This window comes from Rickettsia endosymbiont of Pantilius tunicatus, from assembly GCF_964291875.1.
In the GTDB taxonomy this organism is placed as follows: Bacteria; Pseudomonadota; Alphaproteobacteria; order Rickettsiales; family Rickettsiaceae; genus Rickettsia.
In genome coordinates this window covers 856,359-881,360 of sequence record NZ_OZ198175.1, presented here as the reverse complement: position 1 = coordinate 881,360, position 25,002 = coordinate 856,359, and the positions used below count along the sequence as shown (strand labels likewise).

Genomic DNA, 25,002 nt, shown 5'->3' with positions numbered 1-25,002 from the left:
CTTCAGTTACGGCTTCAGTTGTAGAAGTCAAGATTTGATCTTACAGACACTATAAAAATTATATCTGAATATCTGATAAATTATGACTGTCAGATGAGTATTCAAGATATAAGATTTCATTGTTCTTTTCAATAGCTAATTTCTTACTATCCTTAAAAGTTTGCATAGGCGTTTTACCATAACAATATTTTCCTGAATGTGGTCGCTCATTATTGAAATGCTCTAACCAAATATCAAGATCTAATTGTAAATCATCAAGATCAGTGTAGATCCTTTTCCGCATAGCTGTATCAAAGAATTCTTGTGTCATAGTTTTATTAAAACGTTCACACATACCATTTGTTTGAGGAGAATATGCTTTAGTAATAGTATGTTCTATACCTTCGATACTTAGAAATAATTCAAAAGCATGATGCTCTATATTTCCCTTATATTCTGACCCGCGATCTGTCAGAATACGAAGTATTGTATGCCTTGAGTTTCATACCATGGTAACACGCGGTCATTAAGCATATCAGCAGCAGTTAAAGCTGTTTTATCAGTATATAGTTTAGCATCAGCTACTCTGCTATAGCTATCAATAAATACCTGAGAATAAACCTTACCTATACCCTTAAAATTTCCTACATAATATGTATCTTGGCATCCTAGATAACCTGGATGCTGTGTCTCAATCTCGCCATGGGCTTCTTTTTCGCTACGTCGTTTCTCTAGTACTTGTAACTGAGATTCAGTAAGTACAATACCATCCTGAGCCATCCTTGCTTCTAATGCTTTAAGCCTTTTATTGATATTGTTTAAATCATTACGTAACCAAATTGATCTCACTCCTCCAGGTGATACAAGTATACCGCTCTTCTTAAGCTCATTTGATACTCTTAGCTGACCATATGCTGGATATTCTATTGCCATATCCATTACTGCCTTCTCTATCGCTGGATCAACTCTATTGGCTATTATTGGCTTCTTCCAGCTAATCTCATACAACGCTTCTTCACCACCAGTTTCATACAGTTCTTTAAATCTGTAATAACTATCTCTGCTATAGCCCATCGCTTTACATGCTGATGATATGCTACCAAGACTCTTAGCGAGTTCTAGTAATCCTAATTTTGGCTTTATTATTTTTTGATTTAAGTTCATTTCTTATCTCCATTTAATAATTAATTTATTTTACTAAATGTAAGATAAAATCTCAACTATTGCAGCTTATATTTAGCAATTGATTACATGACCAAAAAATGGTCAATGCCTATGCCAAATTGGAATGCGGCTATGGCTCATTTTTTAATAAAATTTGAAGATAGAATCTAGTCCTTTGAAAAAGTTTACACACTTAATTGGGAAGACTCTTAAAAATTTATCCACATAGATTAAACCGCAATATAGTGCAGACTACTGAATCAATGACTCGAATTCTTTAACTACCGCTTGGTAGAGCTTACGTTTGAATGGAATAATGATTGATAGTAATTCGTCAAGTGATGCCCAACGCCACTCGTCAAATTCTGGGTTAAGAGTATTTATGTTAATATCTTCATTAGTGCCGGTGAATCTAATTAAGAACCAACGTTGTTTTTGCCCACGAAAATTACCATTCCATAATTTAGGAATTAAAAAACTTGGTACATCGTAACTATACCAGCATTTACTTTCAGCAATTATATAGCCCTTGCTACTTCCTATTTCTTCTAGCATTTCACGCATAGCTGCAATACTTGGAGTTTCGCCAGGTACTATTCCACCTTGAGGCATTTGCCATGCAGAGATTTTAGTATCTATTCGCTTACCAACAAATATTTTATTATCGGCGTTTAATATCATCATACCAACGCCTGGTCTATAAGGTAAAGCAAGATGTTTTTTATAAGTTTTATTCATAATTATAGTTTTACAACTTTATTTTTACCAGTTGTTTTAGCTTCATACATAGCTTTGTCCGAGCGTTCAATAAAATCTTCAATTGATTCACCTTTTTTATATTCTGTGACCCCTATAGATACAGTCTTTTTTAAAGGTTCTTCTTGTTCGTCTATTTGAAAGTTCATGCTTTCTATTTTAACTCTAACTCGCTCTGCTGTATATATTGCTTGGTCAATATTTATATCATTTAAAAGTATAGTAAATTCTTCACCACCAAATCTTGCTATTAAATCAGTTACTCTAAAGGTATTTTTTAAAATACGAGAAGTGGTTATTAAAACTTTATCTCCTGCTTGGTGTCCATAAGTATCATTTACATGCTTAAAATTATCGATATCGCACATAAGCAAATATAATTTTATGTCCTCTTTATTAGCCTTTTCGACCATCTGCTTAATGTGTACATCAAAATAACGGCGATTAAATAAACCTGTTAATCCGTCTTTAGCTGCTAAATTTACGCTTTGTTCTAAATCATTACGTAAATTATCTTGATATTGCTTACGTCTTAATTGGGTTTTAATTCTTGCAGCTAGCTCACTTTCATCAATAGGATAAACAAAATAATCATTAATGCCAAGTTCAAATCCTTTCATAACTAATTGCATTTGATTTTCGTTTCCATTTTCATCTTCATAAATTTGTAAAATTAATATTACTCCTCTTATTTCCGGTTTGCCTCTTAAAATAGCTCCTACTCTTAAAGGATCTTCATTTTCAAGGGTACTACTAATTACTATTAGATCAGGTTTATATTCATTTATAGTATCTGTCTCTTCGGAATTACTTATTACTTTTACGTTCGATGTAATTTTAAGCAACATTTGTTTTATGTTCTTAGCTTGTACTACGTCATCGTTAATTAGCAATATTTTTTTATCTGCAAAATTATCATGTATTTCAATATTAACACCACCAAGTAATGCATTAGTACTATTGCGAACTTTTAACTCATCAATTAAGCTCTTCATTCTTGATAATGATTTAATTCTTATAAAAAGAGCATTATCATTAATTGGCTTTGTCAAAAACTCATCTGCACCAGCCTCTAACCCTTTGACACGATCATCCACATCAGAAAGAGCAGTTACCATTACTACAGGAATATGGGTAGTTTCAGGATCAGATTTAATTTTTTTGCATACTTCAAATCCATCCATCTCAGGCATCATAACATCAAGAAGTACTATATCAACTTTCTCTTTTTTTAGAATATCTAAAGCCTCTTTGCCGCTATTTGCTTTAAAAACAGTATAATACTCATTTAAAAGCTTTGCTTCTAGTAATTTAATATTCGTTTCTATATCGTCTACTATTAATATGTTTGCACTCATAAGATTAAATTCTTGTTTTTAAAGGAAATAATTTGTATATTTATATTTTTTTAAAGTAGGTTTAAGTGTAATAATATATGAAAATTTCAGCAAATTCAATTAGAACAGGTAATATATTAGTTTATAAAAACTATTTATGGGTCGTAAGCAAACAACCTGAGCATACTCAGCCTGGAAAGGGCGGTGCTTATGTACAAGTTGAGATGAAAAATCTAAAAACTGGCACAAAGCGTAACGAAAGATTTAGTTCTTCAGATCACTTAGAAAAAGCTGAACTTGAACAAAAAGACTATCAATTTTTATATTTTGAAGATAATAATATAGTATTGATGGATAATCAGACCTTTGAGCAGATAAGTGTAAGCAAAGAAATTTTAGATGAAAAGTTACCTTTTTTAACTGAAAATATGATTGTTAAAGTTGAGTTTTATAGTGAAAAACCTTTAAGTATTGAGCTCCCTGCAACAGTTATACTAGAAATTATTGAAACTGATCCGGTAATAAAAGGAGCAACTGCTACCGCTTCATACAAACCAGCTACCCTTGCAAATGGTGTTAAGGTAAAAGTACCTCAATATCTAGCAATAGGTGAAAAAATTGTTGTTAAGACTGAAGATTTAACCTATGTTGAAAGGGCTAAAAACTAAATGCAGCCTATAACTAATTTATTAATCAATTCACTGCGTAAAGCAGTTAAGTTTGTGCATAGAGATTTTTTAGAGCTTGAAATGCTTCAGAAAAATCATATTAGAAATGAAGAATTTTGTAAGCGATCTTATTTAAGACTAAAAACTTTGTTATGTGAGGAATTACAAAAACATACGAAATATTTATTTTTTCCTGAAGATCCATTTGATCCCAACAATAATTATGAAACTGTTTTTTTAGTAAATCCTATAGATAGTCCAAATAATTTTGCTAGAAGTCTTCCTTTTTTTGCTGTATCAATAACTTGTCTGAAGCAAAATCAAGATGGTCTAACACCTGTTTCTACTATTATATATTTTCCAATTCTTAATGAGATTTATTATGCTGAAAAGGGTAGAGGGGCTTGGGTAGAAAAAAATGATTTAGGTTCTAATCATAAAGGTTTAAGGTTAAGAGTTTCTGATAACGCTAATTTGGAAAATTGTCTAACAATTATTGAAGATTTAAAAAACAATAACTTTCAAGAAACTAATAACAGTAGAACTTTTGGTTCTCCCTGTTATGCAGCAATGCTTTTAGCATCAGGCAAGGCGGATTTAATATATTTACCATTATTAAATTTTACATTATATTATTCTTTTGATCTTTTTATTAAAGAAGCAGGTGGCATAGTTGTAGATTCTAGTGATAAATTTATATACTCAAATCGTTACATTACTAGAGAATTAAAAAAATCTTAAGCAAAACATTATTTTAAATTTGCATTTTTAGCATTAAGATATAATAATTAAGCATGTTAATTATGTCTGTAATCGTATTATGAAAAAATTCAACATTAAAGCTAACTTTGGAGGACAAGAGGCTGATTTTGCTATTTATGTAGGTACCCCACAAGATGGACATCACCCATTGCAGTTCCAAGCAAAATGGTTATCAGATGAGCGAGGCGGTACTATTCCTGATGCTGTTATGGACGCAGTAAAACAGTTATATGATCTTTCGAAAAAAAATAATGTATCGTTTGAAGATTTGTGTGTTTATGCTCTTGGTACTGCCCAAGAATCTCAAACTACAAGTAATGATGAAGATGAAAATGATGATGAAGATAATAAAGCAGAACAAGCATAAATTATCAGCTTATGAATGCATCATCCTGTGGTGGCGTTGTTGTGTGAATCGAAAACTACTTTCGGTGTTATGCCGTGGCTTGATCACGGCATCTAGAAAATAATAAAAAATGCTATGAATTAGCATTTGCGTAGGTACAATTACTTTGTAATTTCCCCGCAATGACGAAAAACCGATCCACGTACGCTATCAACATCAAAAAAAATATAATAACTATAGAGATTAAAATGAAACAATATAACGACTTATTTAAAATTATTCACCGCGAAGGTTACATATTTATTGCTAGTTTTGCATTAGTAAGCTTCTTACTTGCTTCTTTTAACGAGAAGCTTGGTTGTATGGGATTTATTGCTACTGCTTGGTGTATTTATTTTTTCCGTAATCCCGATCGTTTCGTACCGATAGGTAATGATTTGGTAATAAGCCCTGCAGATGGAGTAATTCAAGAAATTAAAGAAGCTTTACCGCCAACAGAGTTAGGGCTTGGTGATGTTGAAATGATTAGAGTTAGTATTTTCCTAAATATCTTTAACGTGCATGTGAATAGAATTCCGGCAAATGGTAAAATTTTAGCATTACATTATAATCCTGGAAAGTTCTTTAATGCTTCTCTTGATAAAGCAAGTGTTTATAACGAACGTCAATCTGTATTAATGGAAACAGAGCAGGGGCAGAAAATTGCTTTTGTTCAAATTGCAGGATTAATAGCAAGACGTATAGTTTGTGATTTAGAAGAAAGTAATGAAGTTAAAGCAGGCGAGCGATATGGTATAATTCGTTTCGGTAGTAGAGTTGATGTGTATCTACCTTTAAAAACAGCTTTATTAGTAAGTAAAGGGCAAACTGCTATTGGTGGTGAAACTATTATTGCAGATTTCGGACGCAAAAAGACAGCTGAATTACAGTTTGAAAGAAAGTAGAAATAACCGTCATTGCGAGGAGTGGCAAAGCCACACGTGGCAATCTAATGAAGCAATGTATAACTCTTGAGATTGCCGCACTCGCTACGCTCGCTCGCAATGACATTATAATATAATAAAACCATATTCTTGAGTATCCGCATTGTTAAAAATTCGTAAAACTATAATATCTAAACCTGTACCTATAATAAAATTAATACCAAACTTTGTGACTCTGCTTGGCTTAGTAACTGGGATGAGTTCAGTAAAATTTGCATTAGATAGTAAATGGGAAATTGCGGTATATTGCATTATAGTAGCAGCAATTATTGATGGCATTGATGGAAGAATTGCAAGGATGCTAAATGCTACTAGCCCTTTTGGTGCAGAACTTGATTCGTTATGTGATTTTGCTAATTTTGGTATAGCACCTGCTTATTTGATATATTTATGGTCTTTTCAGCAATATGAATATAAAGTATTTTCTTCAGCAGTGATGTTACTATTCATAGTATGTATGGCTCTGCGTCTTGCTAGGTTTAATGTAGGTATTTATCAGCCAAAACAAGATAAAAAACCTGAGCATTTCTTTACAGGTGTGCCTGCCCCTTGTGGTGCTTTACTTGCCTTAGTTCCTGTAATGATAGATTTTGAAATCGGTACATTATTAAATATAAATGTTCGTATTCATACTATAACAATTAACATCTATTTAGCTATTATAGCTTTTCTGCTTGCTAGCAGACTCCCTACGATTTCGACAAAAAATTTAAGTATTAAGCCTGAATATTTATCGCTTGCAATGATTTTATTCGCTGTTGTTATTATAAATCTTATAATATATCCATGGTATGCACTGCCATTTATTGCAGTTATATATATTCTTTCTATCCCGTTTTGTTATTTCTTAAAACATAAATTTAATAACAATTAATTATGCTTGATGTATTAAAACAAAATATTCAGAAATTTAAAAATCACCCATTTGCTAAATATATCATCATTATAGCCCTTATAGTAATAATTTATTCAGGTTATAAAATTTATGTTTGGGTAAATACAGAATCAACAGATAATGCTTATATTGATGCTGATATTTCAGATGTTAGTGCTGAAATTAATGGAGTTTTAACTAGTTTATTAGTGACTAATAACACAAAAGTTACTAAAGGTGATCTAATCGGTGAAATCGATGATAGGGACTATAAAGCCAAGCTTGCAGCACTTGAGGCATCTATCGGAGCTTCAGAAAAAAATATAGAGATTATTGATCAAAAAATATCAATAGGGCAGGTTAACTTAGAGCAATCAAATGAAAAACTAAAACTTGCCACCACAAGTTTTAATATTGTTTCAACTGATTTTACTAGAGTACAAGAGTTAAATAAGGCAAAGTTTGCCAGTATTAAAGCATTAGATGATTCTAAAAATGCTTATCAAAAAGCAAAAACCGATTACAAACAAGCTCAGCTAGATATAGATATCTCAAGGCAAAACTTACAGCTCCTTGGGCTTGAAAAAGCTGCAGAACAAGAAAAACTGAAAGAATTAGAGGCGAATAAAAAAATTACCTTACGGAGTTTGCAGAACACTAAGCTTATTGCTGCGGTATCTGGTGTATTTGGTAATAGTAGTTTAGAAGTAGGAAATTATATAACGCCTGGTAGAGCCTTATTTTCCATAGTACAAGATAATTCAATGTACATTCAGGCTAATTTTAAGGAAACACAAATTAAGAAATTTCAGTCAGGCATGAAAGTGAAAATCCAATTTGATGCTATTCCTAAAAAAACATTTTATGGAAAAATCCGCAATATTTCTCCTGCTACCGGTTCTAAATTTACCTTAATCCCACCCGATAATGCCACCGGTAATTTTACTAAAATAGTGCAGCGTGTACCTGTTTTAATAGATTTTGATGCACCTGTTGCCAATCTTATCCCAGGCATGTCAGTAATCGTATCTATCAGAACTGATCAAAAGATATGATTTTTTAGGGAAAGTGTTGTCTAAGTTGAATTTTTATGCTATAAGGCAAAACAAAATACAACTATAAGTAGTTTATATTTATATGCAAAGATATTTAGACCCAACAAATGATAGTTTGTTTAAAAAAATTTTTAGCGATATAGAACGCTTAAAAGAGTTTATCAATAGTATACTTGATTTACCTGAAGGGTATAGAATAAAAGAAATTGAATATATTCCGATAGAGCAGCTACCTTTAATAAATTTAGGAAAAAGAGTTATATTTGATCTAAAAGTAAAAGATGAAACCGGTAACTGGTATATAATCGAGATGCAAAAGAAGAATGAGTCAGATTATTTAAAACGAGCTCAATATTATTCTGCTCATGCTTATGTTAGTCAACTTAAAAAAGGTCTACTTTACAAGAATTTATTACCAGTAGTTATTATATCTTTAATTAAAGATAAGCTATTTAATGAGGAAGTACCATATATTAGTTATCACAAAACAATAGAGGCAAGTAGCAAAAAACAATATTTATACGACTTATCATATGTATTTATTGAACTTGGAAAATTTAATAAGGAAAAATTAGAAACAGTCGCAGATGAGTGGTTACATTTATTTAAATGTGCAGTAGAGGAAAAAGATATACCCGAAGATATCACTAGCGATAAAGTCAAAGAAGCTTATCATGTTATTGAAATGCATAATATGACTCATGAAGGTTATGATTTATATATTAGAACTAAACTCGCTGAGCAAACTGAAGAGATTACCTTAGAAGAACATTTTGAAAAAGGTAAAGCTGAAAGAAATATAGAAATAGCAAAAAATTTATTGATTGCAGGTGTAGACATATAGCTTAATGCGATAAGGTAGTGACTTTTTCAAGAGCATAGTAAACCGCATCAAAAAAGTGCTCAAAATTATAAACAGTTTTTCTTATTTCGTTCTTGATTTTAAACCAGTAATGCTCAATAGGATTTAAATCAGGAGAGTAAGTTGGTAAAAATAAAATACTGCAACCAACAGATTCAATTAACGTTTTCACTTTTGTACTTTTATGAAAATTAATATTATCCATTACTACTATCTGACCAGGCTTTAACTCTTTAATCAATATCTCTTGTACATAAGTTTCAAAAATGTCCTTATTACATGTCCCATCAAATATTATTGGGGCAATAATATCTTTGGCAGACACCCCAGCAATCATACTAATCCGTGATTTATATTGATAGACCCTTTCACCATAACATCTTTGACCGATAATGCTCCACCCGTGTTCTCTACAGCTATTATCTTCTATCCCAGATTCATCGATAAATACTAAATCTTGTTTGTCTATAGTTTTTAGTTTCAATATAAACTCATTCCTTAGACCAACATCTCTTTTGGGATGAAGAAAAGTTTTTTTTATAACTATAACCTAATTTATTAAGCAATCTTGATATCGTACTTGCAGATACTTTTTGACTCCAGTTGTTAGCTAGTTCCATGGTGGTTTTATCAAAATTTAATTCTATAAATTTTTTAAATCCCTCTATGTCTCTTATTATTCTACGATGTCCTGTATGATAACCACTTTTTGCTTTGATATCGCCGGTTTGTTTCTTTAATTTTTTCCATTCTATTATAGTCTTCCTACTAATAGAGTATATCTCAGAAGTCTCTTTTATTGTTTTACCATCTGTTAAACTTTTTATTACTCGTATTCTTAAATCGTATGAATATGCCTTTGCCATAAGTTTTTCATTTAGTATAATCTAACTCATACTCTAAGTCACTATCTTATCGCATTAAGCTATACAAGTTATATCTACATCAACCGGATTACCAAAAGAAGAAATTGAAAAACTAAAAGCCAAAATCAATAATATTTAAAAAATGGCTGTGTTATAATTCAGACTCCAATGATTGGAAAAGCATTATTTGTCTTTCATCTCCGCTATTTCTTTCTTTAATTTTATTACTAGGGTTTGTAATTTTTCAAATTCTTCCCTGGTAACATAATTACCTTTAAGTATTTTGTCCTCAATCACTTCGCAACTTTTATCTTTTATATTATTTATTGCTTTATGGAGGACGCTGCTAGCTCCTGTGGCTACTTTTAATAAATCATTTGTTTTCATTTTAAAATACCTCAAGTGATAAAGCATGTAAGCCATTTTGAAATTCATCAGCAAGTAGTCTATTAATAGTACGATGGTTGACGATTAGGCTTTTGCCTTGTAAAACTTCTGCCGAAATTTTTATTTTAATATGGCTTTGAATCCCGTCATAATGACTAGCATGTTTATGACTTTCGTCTATTATTTCACAAAAATGTGGTTTTAACACACTTAAGCTTTTAGTTATCCTGTCTATTCTGCTCATATTTTTATTTTATTTATAGAAAAAATATCTTAGTATTTGTTAGAATATATAATTTTATTATCAAAATGGCAATGTCAGAATTAATCACGGAATATAAAGTTTTACAAGCTGAAATGGATAAAATAGGAAAAGGAGTATGTTTTGCTTGTAAATTATTGAATTATGATGAATTTGCATTTATAGAACCAAATAAAAATTTCATAATTCAGGATTTAGAAAGAATTATTGAAAATGTAAGCAAGGAACTAAATATTCCTTTAAAGTTTAGGAAAACAGAAAAGGATATCATATTATTTGTATTAGATATTACCGATTCTGATCTAATTAAAAGTTTTGCCAGAAAGTTATATTTATCTTCTCAACTTTATATAAATGAGGAGCGACCAGAAATTTATATAAATTGTTATATTGCAAGCACCGAGTTTCCCAAAGTAAGTACTAATGCAGAAGAGATTGAAAAAATACTAAACATGTTACTTTCACAAAATAATAATAATTATTATTATCGTGAATATAATCGTGATGACCATGATTTAGAGAATATAAAAAAGTTTAATTTACAGCTCAATTTGCTTAGGCAAGCTTTAGCTAAAAAAACTATACGTTTTTCCTATCAGCCTATAATTGATCGTAAGACTTTGAAAGTACATTATTATGAATGTTTGCTTCGCATACCAGATGAGAATGGTGCTTATATTTCTGTTGGTCCTATAATTCCTATTGCTGAAAATAAAGGATTAATTTTTGTAATTGATCAGATTGTTTTAGAAATGAGTGTTCATGAGCTTGCAAACAATCCTAATTTAATGCTATCTGTTAATATTTCGAATATTGGCACAACTGATGAAGCTTTATGGGAAATAGCAGAAAATTTATTAAGAACTTATGATGTTCGAGATCGTTTAATTATCGAAATTACCGAGACTTCTTTTAACGAGAATTATGATAAAATAAACATATTTATCAATAAGTTACGTAAGTTTGGTTGTAAATTTGCTTTAGATGATTTCGGCTCAGGATTTACTTCCTTTAAACAACTTCAAAGTTTGCCTATAGATATTATAAAAATTGATGGTAAATATGTCCGTAGTATTACAAGCGATGTACAAAGTAGATATTTTGTTGAAAGATTAATTAAAATCTCGGAAGATTTAAATATTGAAACAGTAGCTGAATTTGTCGAAAACGGTGAAATAGCTAAGTTTTTAATAGATCTAAAAGTAGGCGGCTTGCAAGGCAATTACTACTCCGAAGCAAAATTTGATAGGGCGGAGTAGGGTAGAGCCGTCTTTTATGTCATTCCCGCAAAAGCGGGAATCCAGGAAAATAAACATAAAAGCAGCAAGTTTTTAAAATTAAAAGCTCGATTTCTCTCGCTTTATGCTGGATTCCCGCTTTTGCGGGAATGACATAAAAAGTATAGTACTTGACAAAATCCCTAAAACCATATATGCACAACTCAATTTTAAAAATTAACTTAAATGCTGTTACTTGAATTAAAAAAAACTAATCAAACTTTAGAAACTATACATTTTATTGGTATTGGCGGCGTTGGAATGAGCGGCATTGCTGAAATATTACATAATCTTGGTTATAAGGTGCAAGGTTCTGATTTATCAGAAAATTATAATACCAAACGTTTAGAAGCATATGGCATTAAAATATTTGTTGGTCATGCACCACAAAATATTACAAATGTCTCATATGTTGTTGTTTCTTCGGCAATTAATCGAAATAATCCGGAAGTAAAAGAAGCTTTGGAGCGTAAAATTCCAATTATCAGACGAGCAGAAATGCTTGCTGAGCTTATGAGGTTAAAATGCTCAGTAGCGGTATCAGGTTCGCATGGTAAGACTACTACCACGTCTTTAGTTGCTTGCTTATTTGAGGCAGCTGGTTTACATCCTACAGTCATTAATGGCGGTATTATTAATAACAGATCAACAAATGCATATCTTGGTTCAAGTAATTATTTAATTGCTGAAGCAGATGAATCAGATGCAACTTTTATCAGTATTCCGTCGACCATTGCAATAATAACCAATATTGATCCGGAACATTTAGATTATTACAAAGATTTTGATACGTTAATTAATGCCTTTAGAAGCTTTATTACGAACTTACCTTTTTATGGTTTTGCTGTTTGCTGTATTGACCATAAAACCGTACGTGAGTTGGTAAATAATATTACTGAGCGGAAAGTTATCACTTATGGTATTGATTCTGACGATGCTCATATTACAGCATTTAATATTAGTACAGATATTAACTCATCTACCTTTGATGTAAAAATCACCTTACCGAATGTAAGCGGTGTTACAATTATAGAAAAAATTACTATTCCCACTCCAGGAAGACATAATATTTTAAATAGCCTTGCTGCAATTAGTGTAGGGGTAGAATTAGATTTCGGTATTAAAGCTATTAAAAACGGCTTTAACAACTTTAAAGGAGTGAAAAGGAGATTTACTAAGGTAGCTGAATATAATCACGCTTCAGTTATTGACGACTATGCTCATCATCCTGAAGAAATTAAGGCAACATTATCTACTGCAAAAAATATAGCAAATAAACAGCATGGTAAAGTTATTGCTATTTTTCAGCCGCATAGATATTCAAGAATGCAGCATTTATTTGATGATTTCATGCGTTGCTTTAATGATGCGGATTTACTTTATATTACAGATGTATATGCGTCAGGTGAAAGCCCTATAGAGGGTATTAGTGGACAAAGTTTAATTGATAATATTACTAAGCTCAATTATCATAATCAAGCAAATTTCTTAGCAAAATTAGATGATAGTGTAGAAGTTATAATGAATAAAGCATCACCTGGTGATATGATTATTATGATGGGAGCAGGAAATATCTCGAATTTTGCAAATGAATTACCACAAAAATTTGGTAATTTGTCATGAATCTCCCTATAGTAAAAGGTGAATATAGGAAAGATTATAACTTAAAACATTTAACATGGTTTAAGGTAGGCGGTAATGCTGAAATATTTTTTAAGCCCGTAGATAGCGAAGATTTAGCAAGCTTTTTAGTGCAAAATAAACAAAAATTACCCATAAATACTTTTGGTGCTGGCTCAAATATTATCATAAGAGATGGTGGTATAGAGGGAGTTACGATAAAGCTTGGTCAAAATTTTAGTAATATCGATTTTACGGATGATAATTATTTAATAATCGGTAGTAGTTGCCTTAATTTTAGTTTAGCTAAATTTTGTCAGGTAAATGCTATTAGTGGCTTTGAGTTTTTAGTCGGCATCCCTGGCACTATTGGCGGCGGTGTTGCGATGAATGCCGGAGCTTATGGCTGTGAATTTAAAGATATTTTAGTTAGAATTGAAACAATTGACTTTGCGGGAAATTTTCGAACATTTACAAATGAAGAAATTGGCTTTAAATATCGTGGTAATAATTTGCCAAAAGATTTAATTATTCTCAAAGCTGTTTTTAAAGTTACTAAAGGTAATAGTGAAGATATATTAGTGCGGATGAATGAAATAAATGCTGCAAGATCATCAACGCAACCAATTAAAGAGCGTACCGGCGGTAGTACTTTTGCAAATCCGGAAAGATTTAAATCGTGGCAGCTTATTGACAAAGCAGGACTTAGAGGCTATAGAATAGGCAACGCTTCTATCTCAGAACTTCATTGTAACTTTATGATAAACAATGGAAATGCTACTGCTAAGGAGTTAGAGGATCTAGGTAATTTCGTCCAGCAGAAAGTATTTGAAGATAGTGGGATTAAATTGAATTGGGAAATTAAGCGGATTGGGAAATTCTAACTTCGTCATTGCGAGCCACTGAAAGTGGCGTGGCAATCCCATACGAATGTCCTGAGATTGCTTTGTCGCTACGCTCCTCGCAATGACATAAAAAATAAAAATATGCATAAATATCAAACACATTGGGTCGGAAGTTCAGAAATTAAAATATTAAGTGATAGTGGTAAGAAACACATAGCGTTAGTAGCTGGTGGTATGTCTGCTGAACGGGAAGTGTCGCTAATATCAGCTGAAGGGGTAGGCAAAGCTTTATTAGAAGCAGGATATAAAGTTACTTTTATAGATATGGGAGCTGATGTTGCCGTTAAGCTGCATGAAATAAAGCCTGATATTGTTTTTAACTGCCTGCATGGCACATATGGTGAAGATGGCTGTCTGCCTGGACTTCTTAATATTATGCGAATTCCTTATACTCATAGCGGGGTTTTAGCATCAAGCCTTGCTTTTGATAAGGTACATTCCAGAAGCTGGTTTTTGACTAATAATATTAATATGGCAGAAAGTATTGTTGTAAATAAAAGCGATAATATTAAGGATGATCCTATGAAGCGTCCATATGTTATTAAGCCTCTTACACAAGGATCAAGCATAGGGGTTGAGGTAATATTTGAGGAAGATGATTTTAGCTTTGCTAATTATGATTTTCCTTATAGTAATGAGGTAATAATAGAAAAGTATATAAAAGGGCGTGAATTACAAGTAGCAATATTAAATGGCAAAGCCTTAGGAGCTTTAGAAATTAAGCTGTTAAAAAACCGTTTCTATGATTACGAAACTAAATATACTGAAGGATTCGCTGAGCATCTTTGTCCCGCTCCGCTGCCAAGCGAGTTATATGATAAATTGCTTAGAGAATCTGAGAAAATTTATAAGACTATGAATTGTAGAGGTCCTGCTAGAGCTGAATTTATTTTAGAAGATGGAACAAATAAATTATATGCCTTAGAAATAAATACTCATCCTGGCATGACTCCTCTATCTATAGTTCCTGAAATAGCGGCTTCTCAAGGCATAAATTTTATTAACTTAATTGAAGAAACTTTAAAGACTGCAAACTTTGACTCATGAGAAAAAAAACAAGCTCAAATAAAAAAAATACAGCTAAAAAAAACAATAACATTTCATTGCGTCGAAAGTTAGGATTAATCTATAAAAAAACAACATTAATACTTAAAATCGTTTTAATTATCTTTATATGTTTGTTTGCTTTCACAAAATATTTTGCTTCGTTAAAAAATTATTTAACAACAAATACATATCAAATAACTACAGAACTTGGTTTTAAACTTGAGAATGTAATAATTGAAGGGCAACAAAATGTTGATGAACCTACAATATTAAAAGTTTTAAATGCTAAAAAAGGTAATTCTATTTTTGCTCTTAATTTAGATGGAATTAGGAATAATTTAAAGAATAATAAATGGATTAAGGAAGTATATGTTTCAAGAAGATTACCAAATACGATATATATAAAACTGTTTGAAAGAGAACCTATTGCCATTTGGCAGATTAATAATCAACTCTTCTTGATTGATGAAGAGGGTTATGAAATCAGTAAGAACATAGAGCCATTCCCTCATTTATTACATGTTGTAGGGGAAGGAGCAAATATATATGCTAGCAAGTTGGTAGATGAGCTACAAAAATATCCGGCAATAATAAATAAAACTTTATCTGCTGTTAGATGCGGAGATAGAAGATGGGATTTAAATCTTAAAGGTGAGATAAATATTAAATTACCGGCAAAGAATTTTGAAGAAGCCTTAAAATATATAGATGCACTCAATAAAGCAAATAAACTATTTAATCAAAATTACAAAATATTAGATTTGAGAGACAAAAATAAATATTATATAGAAAAGTATTAATTAGACTCGTCATTGCGAGGAGATGCAATGCATCGACGTGGCAATCTAAGGACGTTTAACTAGATTGCTTCGTCGCTATGCTCCTCGCAATGACGTTTTTGGGATTACAACAAACATAAAAAATGAAAGAAAAAATATCAAATTTTGTAGCACTTGACTGTGGTAGTAGTAAAATTGCTGCCATTGCCGCCTATATTAGTAAAAAAGGTGAGGTTAAGGTAGCAAGTCAAAATTTACATCACTCTAAAGGTATAAAATCAGGGGTTATAACAGATTTAAAGAGTGCTGAAAGTAGTATTATTTCGGCAATTTATGCGTTAGAAAAAGATTGTAATAAAAATATCAAAAAAGTTATATTATCGCTATCAGGAGCTGCTACTAAATCTTATTATATAAACTATACCATTAAAGTTAGTACAGTGACTATAACCGAGCAAGACATAAAAAAGCTTTTACAAAAAGCATTACAGGAATTTAAATTTAAGAATCAAGAAATTATACATTACTTTCCTCTTGAGTTTATTCTTGATAATAATAGGGTCGAAAACCCTATAGGTATGTATGGAAGAGAGCTTGGTTGTGAATTACATATTATTGCGGCCGAGTCAAATATGTTATCAAACATCGTGCAGTGTTTTGCTAAATGCCATATCGAAGTTACCAATATTACTCTAGCCATTTATGCTTCTGCAATTAGCTGTCTTACGAATGATGAAAAAAATCTTGGTTCACTAATCGTAGATATAGGTGATAAAACCACTTCTTTTGGTATTTTTTTTGCCGGTAAATTGATATATACAGGACACGTAAATATAGGTAGTTTTCATATTAGTTCTGATATTGCAAAAGTTTTCGGTACTGACCTTGCTACAGCTGAAAAATTAAAGATTTTATATGGTAACGCAATTTTATCCTCTTTTGATAAAGACAGTATTATTAATATGGAGGATTTTAATGTTGATGCTCACCATAGCCCTGCAGGAGCAGTAACGGTTTATAAACTTTCTGAAGTAATAAAAGCAAGAGCGGAAGAAATATTGTTAATGGTAAAGTCTGAATATGATAAGGCAATAAAAGGACAAATATCAGTGTACCGCACTGTTATTACTGGAGGTGGATCGCAGCTTAGAGGTTTAAAGGAGCTTTCAAGTAAGATTTTTGAGAAGCAAACTAGAATAGGTAAACCAGAGCTTATTGATGGCTTTACTGAAGATTATAATCCAGCTACTTATTCGGCAGTTATAGGTATGCTAAAAATTCATGCTCTAAAACAGCAAAAAGAATTTGCACATATGAAACTTGATGAAAATAGCAGCTGGATTAATAAAGTTTTTGATTGGCTAAGAGAGAATATTTAATTAAATCTATTATTGACTTTCTTTTCTAACAATTTTGTTACATAAATTTATAATTTCTGTTTTTTATTCATTATTATACTTATCAAATTTTTATTTAATACTTGATTCATATTGTTGGATAAAAAAAAGAGTATTTAATTTTTAGGTCTGTGTTTAGAGCCTGTCTTGAAATTAAGGTTTAGTCAATTTTTTAAGCATAAGTGTAATCATATTGATATAAATAATATGTTCAGAAGTTTTATAGTTATGCTCATAGTCTTTACTCATACGACGAAAATTATTGAGCCAGCCAAAAGTACGTTCAACTATCCAACGCTTGGGAATCACTTTAAACCCCACTTGATCAACAATTTTACGAGAAATTGTCAGTAATGCTCTTACAGTTAAAAAACACCAAATTTGTGATGCTCCAGCATAACCACTATCTGCAAAAAATTTGATAATACTAGGATATTTTGCTTTTGCCTTGATTATTACATTTTTAGCACCATCTCTGTCTTGTATACCTGCTGAATGTACTTCACATGATAATACTAAACCAAGTGTATCTGTAACTATATGGCGTTTCCTACCCTTAATCTTCTTGCCTGCATCATATCCTCTAGCTCCCCTTTTTGGGTAGTCTTAACAGACTGACTATCTATAATCCCTACAGTAGGAGTGGATTTCTTACTTTCTTTCTCCCTTACTTTTTGGACTAATCTATCATGTATTTCTTGCCATCTACCATTCTTACGCCAACGTAAATAATAGTCATATACTGTTTGCCATGGGGGAAAATCTTTAGGTAATAATCGCCACTGACAACCACTCCTCATTACGTAACGAATGCCATTAATTATATCTCTTATATTATGTTTACGTGACCGTCCTATCTTGCAAGGACCAACAAATGGAGCTAAATGTATCCTTTCTTCTTCCACTATATCACTGGGATACATATTCCTACTTTATTATTTTTTGACAATATAAATTATTTCTTATATCTTTTCAAGACAGGCTCTTAGAGCAGATTAATATATTACCTTTAACCTTGGTAATAAAGACTTTATCACCAGCTTTAGCTTTCTCGTTTGGTATAAGGTAAGCATTCATAATGACCCCTGACCATTTTACTTGTCCAAGGTTTTCTTCAGAAATTAACTCGCTATAAACTTCAGCTTCTTTACCTATCATATCGGAATAGTTTTCATTAGAAGTAGTTTTGCTATATACATATTTTTTGAGAGGATAATATAATATACAAAACCATATGAGAGATAATAAACCAAAAAGCGTTATTTGATTTGTTAAGTTAATTAAAGGGTAATGATATATTATAAGAGCATTTGACAATGCTCCAAATCCAAAAAATAAGAAACCAATATTTGGAACTGCAAAAAATTCTGCAATTATACAAATTACTCCGATTATTAACCAAATTTCAGTTAAGTACTCATTTATCATGAACATAAGTTTTTAAAAATAATATAACATCTGCGATTTCTTGCGGTTTTGATATACCGGCAAAAGACATTTTAGTACCAGGAGCATAGCTACTTGGTTTATGCAAGAAAGCAAACAAACTATCATCATCCCAACTACCTCCAAGAGCTGATAGAGCAGGGGAATATTTATAATCGGATATACTTGCTTTAGGACGACCTGCTACATCCCATAGATGAGGTCCTATCTTATTTGGACCATCTTTATCAAGAGAATGGCACATTAAACATTTTTTAGCTATTTCACGACCATTATCAGCATTTGCAGTTTTCATCAATTCCGGTATATTGATTGGAGTTTGTGCTTGCGTAGTAGGGGTTTCTGAAACTTCCTGCACTGCAATACTATAACCTCGATGTTTTGGTTCTAAAACTGGTTTATATAATATATTTGCAATAAACCCAACCATCATAGCAATTAAGCTTGCAAACAATATAGCTGCAACAATTTTATTTAATTCTTTTCCAGACATTTACTTTTGTTTTTTATTAGAATTTATACTATAATTTGGATTATAAGAAAAGTTAATTAAACAAATAAAATAAAAAAATAAATGGTCGATTTAAAAAAATCAAGATTTCGAATAATATTAGATAAAATTAATAATAATTGGAATCGTTTTACAGAAAGCAAAACCGGTAAAATATTACTTAGTAATGCTTTAAATTATGCTATTTCATTAACAGGGGTAGCAATTGCGATTTCAGGGCTTTTTACACCTGTATCGCCTATAGTTATAGTAGTAGCTACTATAACTGCGGTTAGTGTAGGAATTCAGGCTATAAATGAAACTATTAAAATACGCAATTTACGTAAACTTCATAAAGAAAATAATTTATTAGTACAAAATAGAAATGCTAAAGTCCAGCAAGATTATATATTATCATTAGAACCTAGTTTAAACGATATTCTAAAAAGTGAATTATTTACACCACCTAAGAAAGAAAAAGATTTAAATAGTGATAAGTACAAAGTAACTAGCAGAAATCTTAAAAGTGTTGGTATAGTACTTACGAATAATGTAGCTGGTATAACTTCTGCTATATCTACTGCTATTGTTCAAGGAGCAAGCGGAAATGTACTTGGAGTTTTAAGAGCTACAGGTTATGGCATATTAACTTCTATTTCGTTAATTACTGGAGGGCTTAGTGAAAAAGAAAAAAATAGAATAAGAACAATATTTAAGTTAAATATAAATGAAGAATGTAAAAAGCACGACACTCCAGATTATAAAAATTTAGATCAGTTGGAAAAATATACTAAAGAACAAATTCTGCAAACAGCAGCGTTAAAAAAGTTAATTACCGATAAGAATTATTGGAAAATGAAAGATCATGATAAGAGAGAGAAATTTCAGGAGATAAGAAATAATTTTATTTATGAAATAAGAAATAATGGGTTCAATGATTTTTGTAACAAAAATAAAATATCATTAAATATTGAAAAAGAAAGTTATGTCAAAGATATTGGTAGAGTAATGAATCCGTTTTATGAAAAACCTAATAAGGCTCAAGAATATAGCAACTTAGCAAATGTTATGAATAAAAGAAGAAGATCTACTATAGCTCGCTGGCATTAACAAACTTATGAGAAGTACTATCGCTAAATATTCGTTGTAATAACTCGTTATTAAGAGCATGACTAGTTTTATAGCCATTGATTGAGCTTATAATGTTATTACCAGAAGTATATAGATCGCCAAATAGGTCTAATAATTTATGACGCACAAATTCATCTTGATAACGTAATCCATCAGGATTTAAGACTTTATCTTGATCGTCTATTCCTATTGCGTTCTCAAATGAAGCACCTAGAGCAAGTCCTTTACTTTGTAAATAATCGACATCTTTCGTAAAGCCGAAAGTACGAGCATCGGCAATATTATCATTAAAAGATTCTTGTTTTGAAAAGACTAAGCTTTGTCTTCCTATAGCTTTACTATTAAAATCAATAGTTAAATCTATTTTCATGTGATCAGAAGGTCTACATATCAATTCGCAATCTTTATGAGCAGCTGTTACTTCTTTTAAAATTTTTAAATATTTTTTAGGAGCATTTTGTAGTTTTTTCCCAGCACATTCAATCATAAAGACGAAAGGCTTACTACTTCCATCCATTATAGGAACTTCAGGACCATCTATTTTGATAATAGCATTATCAATTCCGCATCCCCATAATGCAGCCATTATATGTTCAATTGTTGAGACTTGTATTTTGTTGCTATTGCTTATAGTAGTAGAAAGTAAAGTATCAGAAACGTTAAAATATTTTGCTTCAATATAATTATTTTCTGAAGATATATCCGTTCTTACGAAAATAATACCGGTATTTTCTTTAGTAGGTTCAATAGTTAACTGAGTACGTTTCCCAGAATGAACACCTATTCCGTAACAGCTTACGGGCTTTGATAATGTAACTTGCTGCATTTAAAATACTAATAACATATACTTAAAATATTAATATTTAATGCTGAATGGTGCAAGGTATATTATGTTACAAAATGTTACATATTTAAATTATACATCTTAAAGGTACAGCAAGAAATTTGTCAGAAAAACTAATTATTTTGTTACCATTGTAAAGTATAATGCCACGTATAATTTGTGATGCTAATGCTTCGGACAAATCTTTTAGCCCCGCAAAATGCTGACTTTGAATAGTTTCCGTACTTTTACACTCTAACCCACAAAATATATCACCTTTATGTAAAAGAAAATCAACTTCTTTTCCTAAATGTGTGCGATAAAACGTTTGTTCTATTCCTGTAGTTAAAGTTAATAACTTCCTTAATTCTGCCCATAACCATGTTTCAAATATTCCTCCATAATAAGGACTTTTTGGTAATAGATCAGGAGTTGTTATACCCTGTAAATATGATGCATAACCTGAATCATTCATATAAATTTTGGAAGTTTTAATTAATCTTTTACGGGTATTACTAAACCAAGGTGTTAACTGATTTATCTGAAAAGTTGTTTCTAAAATCTCTAAATATCTTGATATTGTTCTCTGGTCTAATCCTATTTCATTACCTAAATTCTTTTGATTTAATAAATTACTGCTTTGTAAACCAATCAGACGAAAAAGCCTAGCAAAAGAAACGACATCCAAAAATTTATTTATATTTCGTACATCTCGTTCAATATAAGCTGATTGATAAAAAGAGAACCAACGTTCACGAAATCTTTCTTGCTTTTTTAGTGCGATTTCTGGAAATCCACCATAAAAAATATATTCATTGAGAAATTGAGTATTTATTTCCGGTTTATGTTTTAGCTCTTCAGTCCATTTATCCTTTAATTCAGGGATAGTTCTGCCGGAAAAAATATCTGATATAAAAGAAGAGGGGTTATTTTGATTTAAAATTTCTCCTAAACTTAACCCCTCAAGATGTATTACATCAATGCGTCCCGCTAGGCTTTCAGATATTCTGGGGTAAGAAAAAATATTAGCTAATCCGGTTAAAAGAAAACGCCCTGGTTTCTTATCTTCATCTATTGATTTTTTTATAGCTTTTAAAAGATCGGGAGCTCTTTGAATTTCATCAATAGCAAGAGGATAGCTTACGTTTTTTATAAATCCGTAAGGGTCTGCGGTTGCTGCTTCTAATTGCGAAATATCATCTAAAGTGATATAGGATTTAAAAATTCCCTCATCACACAACTGCTTTACTAATGTAGACTTACCAACTTGCCTAGCTCCAATGATAAGAACGGCAGAAAAATCTTTTAAAGATTGCTTTACAAATGATGTTATATGTCTATTTATTATGTTGTAAATTATAACATACCAATGCTATTATTTGCAACATTTATTTTTTTATAACTCTTAACCAAGCATCCCAGTCACGTTTGCCTAAATCTTCTTCAAATGATAATAAATCTTTTACAGTCTGTTCACATGTTTCTTCGGAGGGTATTATAAGTTCTTGTTTGTTAGCTAAATTTAGTAAACATTGTGTTTTGCAAGCTTGCTCTAAATGATAAGCAAAAAACATAGCTTCATGTATTGTTTTCCCGCAAGTAATAACACCATGGTTGCGAAGTAGCATCACATAATTTTGTTTGAGATCATTAACTAGCCTGCCGCTTTGTTTATCGGCGTCTAATATTAAAGAATTATATTCATGGTAAGAAATTCTGTTGTAAAAATGTAATGCCCATTGGCTGATTGGCAATAACCCGCATTTCAAAGCAGAGACTGCAATACTTGCTGGAGTATGGTAATGGAAAATAGCTGAAATATCAGGGCGTGCTTGATAAATGCTTCCATGAATAAAATAGCCAGTCTTATTATATTGATATTCCTCTCCCTCTAGAATTTTCCCATCTAAACTAACTTTTAAAAGATTATGCTCTGTTACTTCTTCAAACCTAAGCCCAAAAGGATAAATATAATAAAAATCAGCATTTTTCGGTCTTGCTGATAAATGGGTGTAAGTGTGGTCATCCATCGACAAATATGCCATTATTTTATAGGCAGCTGCTAAGTTGTATTTTATGTTAGTCATGAGTCAAGATAATTTTATTGTGTGGTTTGAAGTCTTCATTGATGTCACAGAGGATATTTATAAAAAAGGTATGTATTTGCTCTTTCCATATCTATAATTGCTTTTTTAGGAGTTTTTAGGCATTCTTGTAGATGTTTTTTATTTAAATATGGTGCTAAATTATAATTCAATATATGACATTGTAAATTATCTTTTTTATTACTAAAATTAAATGTGACTTCATTTCCTTGCTCTAGCAATTTTTTAATATTTATTGTTTGGTCTATGAAATTCTTTTGTTCTAAACTTAAGTGTTTGATTCTTAGAATATTTTTCACTACTGAAAATGAAACAACAGCAAATAATAACATAAGAATAAATAATTCTTTTCTACTCTGTTTTTCATTTAAGAAAATACTAATTTTTACATACGCGACAGCAACCATACCTATACCTAGAACGTAACAACCAAGATATCGAAGTAACGAGGCTCCTTTAATTGCTTCTTCATAGCTAAAAGTAAAGAAATATAGATATAGTCGCCATAAAGCAAAAATTATGCCGCAAATAAATGTGGCTATTAGAAAAAATTTATATTCTGCTAACAGTTTCGGTTTATATTTACGAATTCCATACCAGGCAATAAAACAAATAGTATATACAACTAAACTTCCTTCTTTTACTAAAAATTTTAAAAGAAACTTACCATAATTTAGTAATAATAATTTATGCTGTTCATTAAAATTTTCTACAATATATATTAAATTACTAAAACTATGCTCTTTTCTATCTAAGAAATCGTGAGTATTCCTAAAATAATCCATTAAGATAAAATTGCATAATATTGGTAGAATTAATAAAATTACATAGGTAATATAATCATGTGATGTTTTAGGTTTTTTATCAAAAAATGTATAATGCAATATAAGAATTATCGAAGCAAAACTTGCAAGCCACGCTCCGATTTCTCTAAATAAAGGAAGTAATATAGCGATAGGTATAATCAGCTTTAAAGCTTTTTTCTTATCTTCTTCAAGAATATAAATAACAAGAATAGATCCGAACATTAGCCCTATAGTACTATCATTATATATAGAGCGAAGTCCTGTCGTATATAATACTACTGCACAAAGTATAGCAGAAAATAGTAAACCGGTCTGCCAAATTTTCTTATTGGAAGCTAAAGGAGCTAAGAACATTAAATGTAGTAAGAAATGAGCAAATAGCACATTTCCGTCCGAGTAACCTGAAAGCATTAGCATAAAGTAGTGGTAAACAGCGGCACCTCTTGGATAATGTGCATGCGTAGAAATAATAGAGGTAAGTGAAGTTTGGTTTTCAAAAAATCCTGAATATAATAGTTCTTTAGTAAATATTCCCCAATGGGAAAAATCATCATAAGCATGCAGAGATGCTTCTCTGGTATAGAGGGAAAAAAGAAAAATCAATAGAGTGAAAATAAGAGATTCGTAAGAAAATCTATGTCGATTTATAAATGCTAATAATATACCGATGAAGTAAAGTAAATAGGTAGCAGCCATTAACAGATTTAGTATAGCACAGCAATATAAAATCGTAATTAATATGCTAATTGTTATAGGTATCGCATGATTTAATTTTATTTTGAAATATTTTGAGAAAAAGCATGAAAAGCCAAAAAAGCTTAATATCGGTATGATAATCATTTACTTTAATAATAATTTAGATGTCACATAATAAA

Annotated in this window: 27 protein-coding genes and 1 pseudogene; 14 read left to right on the top strand and 14 right to left on the bottom strand. The window is 31.0% G+C overall.

Annotated features, from left to right (window positions below):
* Positions 1-58: 58 nt before the first annotated feature.
* The 3 genes and pseudogenes from ACICQC_RS05030 to ACICQC_RS05020 form a co-directional block, all read right to left on the bottom strand.
* Positions 59-1,143: pseudogene (locus tag ACICQC_RS05030) on the bottom strand (IS481 family transposase).
* A gap of 252 nt (positions 1,144-1,395) precedes the next feature.
* Positions 1,396-1,881, bottom strand: coding sequence for an RNA pyrophosphohydrolase (locus ACICQC_RS05025; RefSeq protein WP_395476225.1), 486 nt, complete (start codon positions 1,879-1,881; stop codon positions 1,396-1,398).
* Positions 1,882-1,883: 2 nt separating this feature from the next.
* Positions 1,884-3,257 (bottom strand): PleD family two-component system response regulator, encoded by a 1,374-nt coding sequence (locus ACICQC_RS05020; protein WP_395476224.1) that lies wholly within the window; start codon positions 3,255-3,257, stop codon positions 1,884-1,886.
* 77 nt (positions 3,258-3,334) lie between these two features.
* Between ACICQC_RS05020 and efp the strand changes: the two genes are divergently transcribed.
* The 7 genes from efp (at position 3,335) to ACICQC_RS04985 (ending at position 8,768) form a co-directional block, all read left to right on the top strand.
* Positions 3,335-3,904: an elongation factor P gene (gene efp, locus ACICQC_RS05015; RefSeq protein WP_395476223.1), complete on the top strand. Its 570-nt coding sequence runs from the start codon at positions 3,335-3,337 to the stop codon at positions 3,902-3,904.
* A complete protein-coding gene (locus tag ACICQC_RS05010) occupies positions 3,905-4,645 on the top strand; it encodes an inositol monophosphatase family protein (RefSeq protein WP_395476222.1) in 741 nt (246 codons plus the stop codon).
* A gap of 79 nt (positions 4,646-4,724) precedes the next feature.
* Positions 4,725-5,033, top strand: coding sequence for a DUF2610 domain-containing protein (locus ACICQC_RS05005; protein WP_395476221.1), 309 nt, complete (start codon positions 4,725-4,727; stop codon positions 5,031-5,033).
* A gap of 227 nt (positions 5,034-5,260) precedes the next feature.
* Positions 5,261-5,956: a phosphatidylserine decarboxylase gene (locus tag ACICQC_RS05000; RefSeq protein ID WP_395476220.1), complete on the top strand. Its 696-nt coding sequence runs from the start codon at positions 5,261-5,263 to the stop codon at positions 5,954-5,956.
* Between the two features lie 142 nt (positions 5,957-6,098).
* Positions 6,099-6,869 (top strand): CDP-diacylglycerol--serine O-phosphatidyltransferase, encoded by a 771-nt coding sequence (pssA, locus tag ACICQC_RS04995; RefSeq protein WP_011477629.1) that lies wholly within the window; start codon positions 6,099-6,101, stop codon positions 6,867-6,869.
* Between the two features lie 2 nt (positions 6,870-6,871).
* Positions 6,872-7,924: an HlyD family secretion protein gene (locus ACICQC_RS04990; protein ID WP_395477621.1), complete on the top strand. Its 1,053-nt coding sequence runs from the start codon at positions 6,872-6,874 to the stop codon at positions 7,922-7,924.
* 82 nt (positions 7,925-8,006) lie between these two features.
* The gene (locus ACICQC_RS04985) at positions 8,007-8,768 is read left to right on the top strand and encodes an Rpn family recombination-promoting nuclease/putative transposase (protein WP_395477620.1); all 762 of its coding nucleotides are present in this window, start codon (positions 8,007-8,009) and stop codon (positions 8,766-8,768) included.
* A 1-nt stretch (position 8,769) separates the two neighbouring features.
* Here the strand turns inward: ACICQC_RS04985 and ACICQC_RS04980 are convergent.
* The 3 genes from ACICQC_RS04980 to ACICQC_RS04970 all read right to left on the bottom strand — a co-directional run bounded on the left by ACICQC_RS04980 (position 8,770) and on the right by ACICQC_RS04970 (position 10,283).
* Positions 8,770-9,652, bottom strand: a protein-coding gene (locus tag ACICQC_RS04980) for an IS630 family transposase (protein ID WP_395477619.1) whose coding sequence is annotated in 2 segments (ribosomal slippage) — positions 8,770-9,324 and positions 9,326-9,652 — 882 coding nt in all. Because the reading frame shifts where the segments join, the coding sequence is not laid out codon by codon here.
* Positions 9,653-9,835: 183 nt separating this feature from the next.
* A complete protein-coding gene (locus ACICQC_RS04975) occupies positions 9,836-10,039 on the bottom strand; it encodes a hypothetical protein (RefSeq protein WP_395477618.1) in 204 nt (67 codons plus the stop codon).
* A gap of 1 nt (position 10,040) precedes the next feature.
* A complete protein-coding gene (locus ACICQC_RS04970) occupies positions 10,041-10,283 on the bottom strand; it encodes a BolA family protein (protein ID WP_395477616.1) in 243 nt (80 codons plus the stop codon).
* 56 nt (positions 10,284-10,339) lie between these two features.
* Between ACICQC_RS04970 and ACICQC_RS04965 the strand changes: the two genes are divergently transcribed.
* The 6 genes from ACICQC_RS04965 to ftsA all read left to right on the top strand — a co-directional run bounded on the left by ACICQC_RS04965 (position 10,340) and on the right by ftsA (position 17,308).
* Positions 10,340-11,560 carry an EAL domain-containing protein gene (locus ACICQC_RS04965; protein WP_395477653.1) on the top strand — a complete coding sequence of 407 codons (1,221 nt, stop codon included), beginning with the start codon at positions 10,340-10,342 and terminating at the stop codon, positions 11,558-11,560.
* 204 nt (positions 11,561-11,764) lie between these two features.
* Complete coding sequence (gene murC, locus ACICQC_RS04960; RefSeq protein WP_395477615.1) at positions 11,765-13,201, top strand: UDP-N-acetylmuramate--L-alanine ligase; 1,437 nt, start codon at positions 11,765-11,767, stop codon at positions 13,199-13,201.
* A complete protein-coding gene (gene murB / locus ACICQC_RS04955; RefSeq protein ID WP_395477614.1) occupies positions 13,198-14,082 on the top strand; it encodes a UDP-N-acetylmuramate dehydrogenase in 885 nt (294 codons plus the stop codon). The genes murC and murB overlap by 4 nt, the downstream gene beginning before the upstream one ends.
* Before the next feature lie 102 nt (positions 14,083-14,184).
* The gene (locus tag ACICQC_RS04950) at positions 14,185-15,150 is read left to right on the top strand and encodes a D-alanine--D-alanine ligase (protein ID WP_395477613.1); all 966 of its coding nucleotides are present in this window, start codon (positions 14,185-14,187) and stop codon (positions 15,148-15,150) included.
* Positions 15,147-15,950 carry a cell division protein FtsQ/DivIB gene (locus tag ACICQC_RS04945; RefSeq protein ID WP_395477612.1) on the top strand — a complete coding sequence of 268 codons (804 nt, stop codon included), beginning with the start codon at positions 15,147-15,149 and terminating at the stop codon, positions 15,948-15,950. Before ACICQC_RS04950 ends, ACICQC_RS04945 begins: the two co-directional genes overlap by 4 nt.
* A gap of 122 nt (positions 15,951-16,072) precedes the next feature.
* A complete protein-coding gene (ftsA, locus tag ACICQC_RS04940) occupies positions 16,073-17,308 on the top strand; it encodes a cell division protein FtsA (protein WP_395477611.1) in 1,236 nt (411 codons plus the stop codon).
* A 171-nt stretch (positions 17,309-17,479) separates the two neighbouring features.
* Here ftsA and ACICQC_RS04935 read toward each other — a convergent pair whose 3' ends face one another.
* From ACICQC_RS04935 to ACICQC_RS04920, 4 genes are read right to left on the bottom strand one after another with little or no spacing between them, the layout of a single operon-like run.
* Positions 17,480-17,866: a transposase gene (locus ACICQC_RS04935; protein ID WP_395477651.1), complete on the bottom strand. Its 387-nt coding sequence runs from the start codon at positions 17,864-17,866 to the stop codon at positions 17,480-17,482.
* Positions 17,863-18,249 (bottom strand): transposase, encoded by a 387-nt coding sequence (locus ACICQC_RS04930; RefSeq protein ID WP_395476475.1) that lies wholly within the window; start codon positions 18,247-18,249, stop codon positions 17,863-17,865. The genes ACICQC_RS04935 and ACICQC_RS04930 overlap by 4 nt, the downstream gene beginning before the upstream one ends.
* 49 nt (positions 18,250-18,298) lie before the next feature.
* Positions 18,299-18,760 carry an NfeD family protein gene (locus ACICQC_RS04925; RefSeq protein WP_395477610.1) on the bottom strand — a complete coding sequence of 154 codons (462 nt, stop codon included), beginning with the start codon at positions 18,758-18,760 and terminating at the stop codon, positions 18,299-18,301.
* A complete protein-coding gene (locus ACICQC_RS04920) occupies positions 18,744-19,265 on the bottom strand; it encodes a c-type cytochrome (protein ID WP_395477609.1) in 522 nt (173 codons plus the stop codon). Before ACICQC_RS04920 ends, ACICQC_RS04925 begins: the two co-directional genes overlap by 17 nt.
* A gap of 81 nt (positions 19,266-19,346) precedes the next feature.
* On the opposite strand from ACICQC_RS04920, the gene ACICQC_RS04915 reads away from it, so the two are divergent.
* Positions 19,347-20,372, top strand: a complete 1,026-nt coding sequence (locus ACICQC_RS04915; protein WP_395477608.1) for a hypothetical protein — start codon at positions 19,347-19,349, stop codon at positions 20,370-20,372.
* Here ACICQC_RS04915 and lpxC read toward each other — a convergent pair.
* From lpxC to ACICQC_RS04895, 4 genes are all read right to left on the bottom strand, one after another.
* Positions 20,353-21,219, bottom strand: coding sequence for a UDP-3-O-acyl-N-acetylglucosamine deacetylase (lpxC, locus tag ACICQC_RS04910; protein ID WP_395477607.1), 867 nt, complete (start codon positions 21,217-21,219; stop codon positions 20,353-20,355). The two genes, ACICQC_RS04915 and lpxC, sit on opposite strands and share 20 nt — an antisense overlap.
* Before the next feature lie 85 nt (positions 21,220-21,304).
* On the bottom strand, positions 21,305-22,456 hold the full coding sequence (locus ACICQC_RS04905) for an ATP-binding protein (RefSeq protein ID WP_395477606.1): 1,152 nt from the start codon (positions 22,454-22,456) through the stop codon (positions 21,305-21,307).
* 148 nt (positions 22,457-22,604) lie between these two features.
* On the bottom strand, positions 22,605-23,303 hold the full coding sequence (locus ACICQC_RS04900; RefSeq protein ID WP_395477605.1) for a class II aldolase/adducin family protein: 699 nt from the start codon (positions 23,301-23,303) through the stop codon (positions 22,605-22,607).
* Positions 23,304-23,347: 44 nt separating this feature from the next.
* Positions 23,348-24,967, bottom strand: coding sequence for a hypothetical protein (locus tag ACICQC_RS04895; protein ID WP_395477604.1), 1,620 nt, complete (start codon positions 24,965-24,967; stop codon positions 23,348-23,350).
* Positions 24,968-25,002 lie beyond the last annotated feature (35 nt).

Bases quoted from the DNA above. Each gene is read 5' to 3' on its own strand.
- ACICQC_RS05025 (WP_395476225.1), bottom strand. From the start codon at position 1,881: ATGAATAAAACTTATAAAAAACATCTTGCTTTACCTTATAGACCAGGC.
- ACICQC_RS05020 (WP_395476224.1), bottom strand. From the start codon at position 3,257: ATGAGTGCAAACATATTAATAGTAGACGATATAGAAACGAATATTAAA.
- efp (WP_395476223.1), top strand. From the start codon at position 3,335: ATGAAAATTTCAGCAAATTCAATTAGAACAGGTAATATATTAGTTTAT.
- ACICQC_RS05010 (WP_395476222.1), top strand. From the start codon at position 3,905: ATGCAGCCTATAACTAATTTATTAATCAATTCACTGCGTAAAGCAGTT.
- ACICQC_RS05005 (WP_395476221.1), top strand. From the start codon at position 4,725: ATGAAAAAATTCAACATTAAAGCTAACTTTGGAGGACAAGAGGCTGAT.
- ACICQC_RS05000 (WP_395476220.1), top strand. From the start codon at position 5,261: ATGAAACAATATAACGACTTATTTAAAATTATTCACCGCGAAGGTTAC.
- ACICQC_RS04990 (WP_395477621.1), top strand. From the start codon at position 6,872: ATGCTTGATGTATTAAAACAAAATATTCAGAAATTTAAAAATCACCCA.
- ACICQC_RS04985 (WP_395477620.1), top strand. From the start codon at position 8,007: ATGCAAAGATATTTAGACCCAACAAATGATAGTTTGTTTAAAAAAATT.
- ACICQC_RS04975 (WP_395477618.1), bottom strand. From the start codon at position 10,039: ATGAAAACAAATGATTTATTAAAAGTAGCCACAGGAGCTAGCAGCGTC.
- ACICQC_RS04970 (WP_395477616.1), bottom strand. From the start codon at position 10,283: ATGAGCAGAATAGACAGGATAACTAAAAGCTTAAGTGTGTTAAAACCA.
- murC (WP_395477615.1), top strand. From the start codon at position 11,765: ATGCTGTTACTTGAATTAAAAAAAACTAATCAAACTTTAGAAACTATA.
- murB (WP_395477614.1), top strand. From the start codon at position 13,198: ATGAATCTCCCTATAGTAAAAGGTGAATATAGGAAAGATTATAACTTA.
- ACICQC_RS04950 (WP_395477613.1), top strand. From the start codon at position 14,185: ATGCATAAATATCAAACACATTGGGTCGGAAGTTCAGAAATTAAAATA.
- ACICQC_RS04945 (WP_395477612.1), top strand. From the start codon at position 15,147: ATGAGAAAAAAAACAAGCTCAAATAAAAAAAATACAGCTAAAAAAAAC.
- ftsA (WP_395477611.1), top strand. From the start codon at position 16,073: ATGAAAGAAAAAATATCAAATTTTGTAGCACTTGACTGTGGTAGTAGT.
- ACICQC_RS04930 (WP_395476475.1), bottom strand. From the start codon at position 18,249: ATGTATCCCAGTGATATAGTGGAAGAAGAAAGGATACATTTAGCTCCA.
- ACICQC_RS04925 (WP_395477610.1), bottom strand. From the start codon at position 18,760: ATGTTCATGATAAATGAGTACTTAACTGAAATTTGGTTAATAATCGGA.
- ACICQC_RS04920 (WP_395477609.1), bottom strand. From the start codon at position 19,265: ATGTCTGGAAAAGAATTAAATAAAATTGTTGCAGCTATATTGTTTGCA.
- ACICQC_RS04915 (WP_395477608.1), top strand. From the start codon at position 19,347: ATGGTCGATTTAAAAAAATCAAGATTTCGAATAATATTAGATAAAATT.
- lpxC (WP_395477607.1), bottom strand. From the start codon at position 21,219: ATGCAGCAAGTTACATTATCAAAGCCCGTAAGCTGTTACGGAATAGGT.
- ACICQC_RS04900 (WP_395477605.1), bottom strand. From the start codon at position 23,303: ATGACTAACATAAAATACAACTTAGCAGCTGCCTATAAAATAATGGCA.
- ACICQC_RS04895 (WP_395477604.1), bottom strand. From the start codon at position 24,967: ATGATTATCATACCGATATTAAGCTTTTTTGGCTTTTCATGCTTTTTC.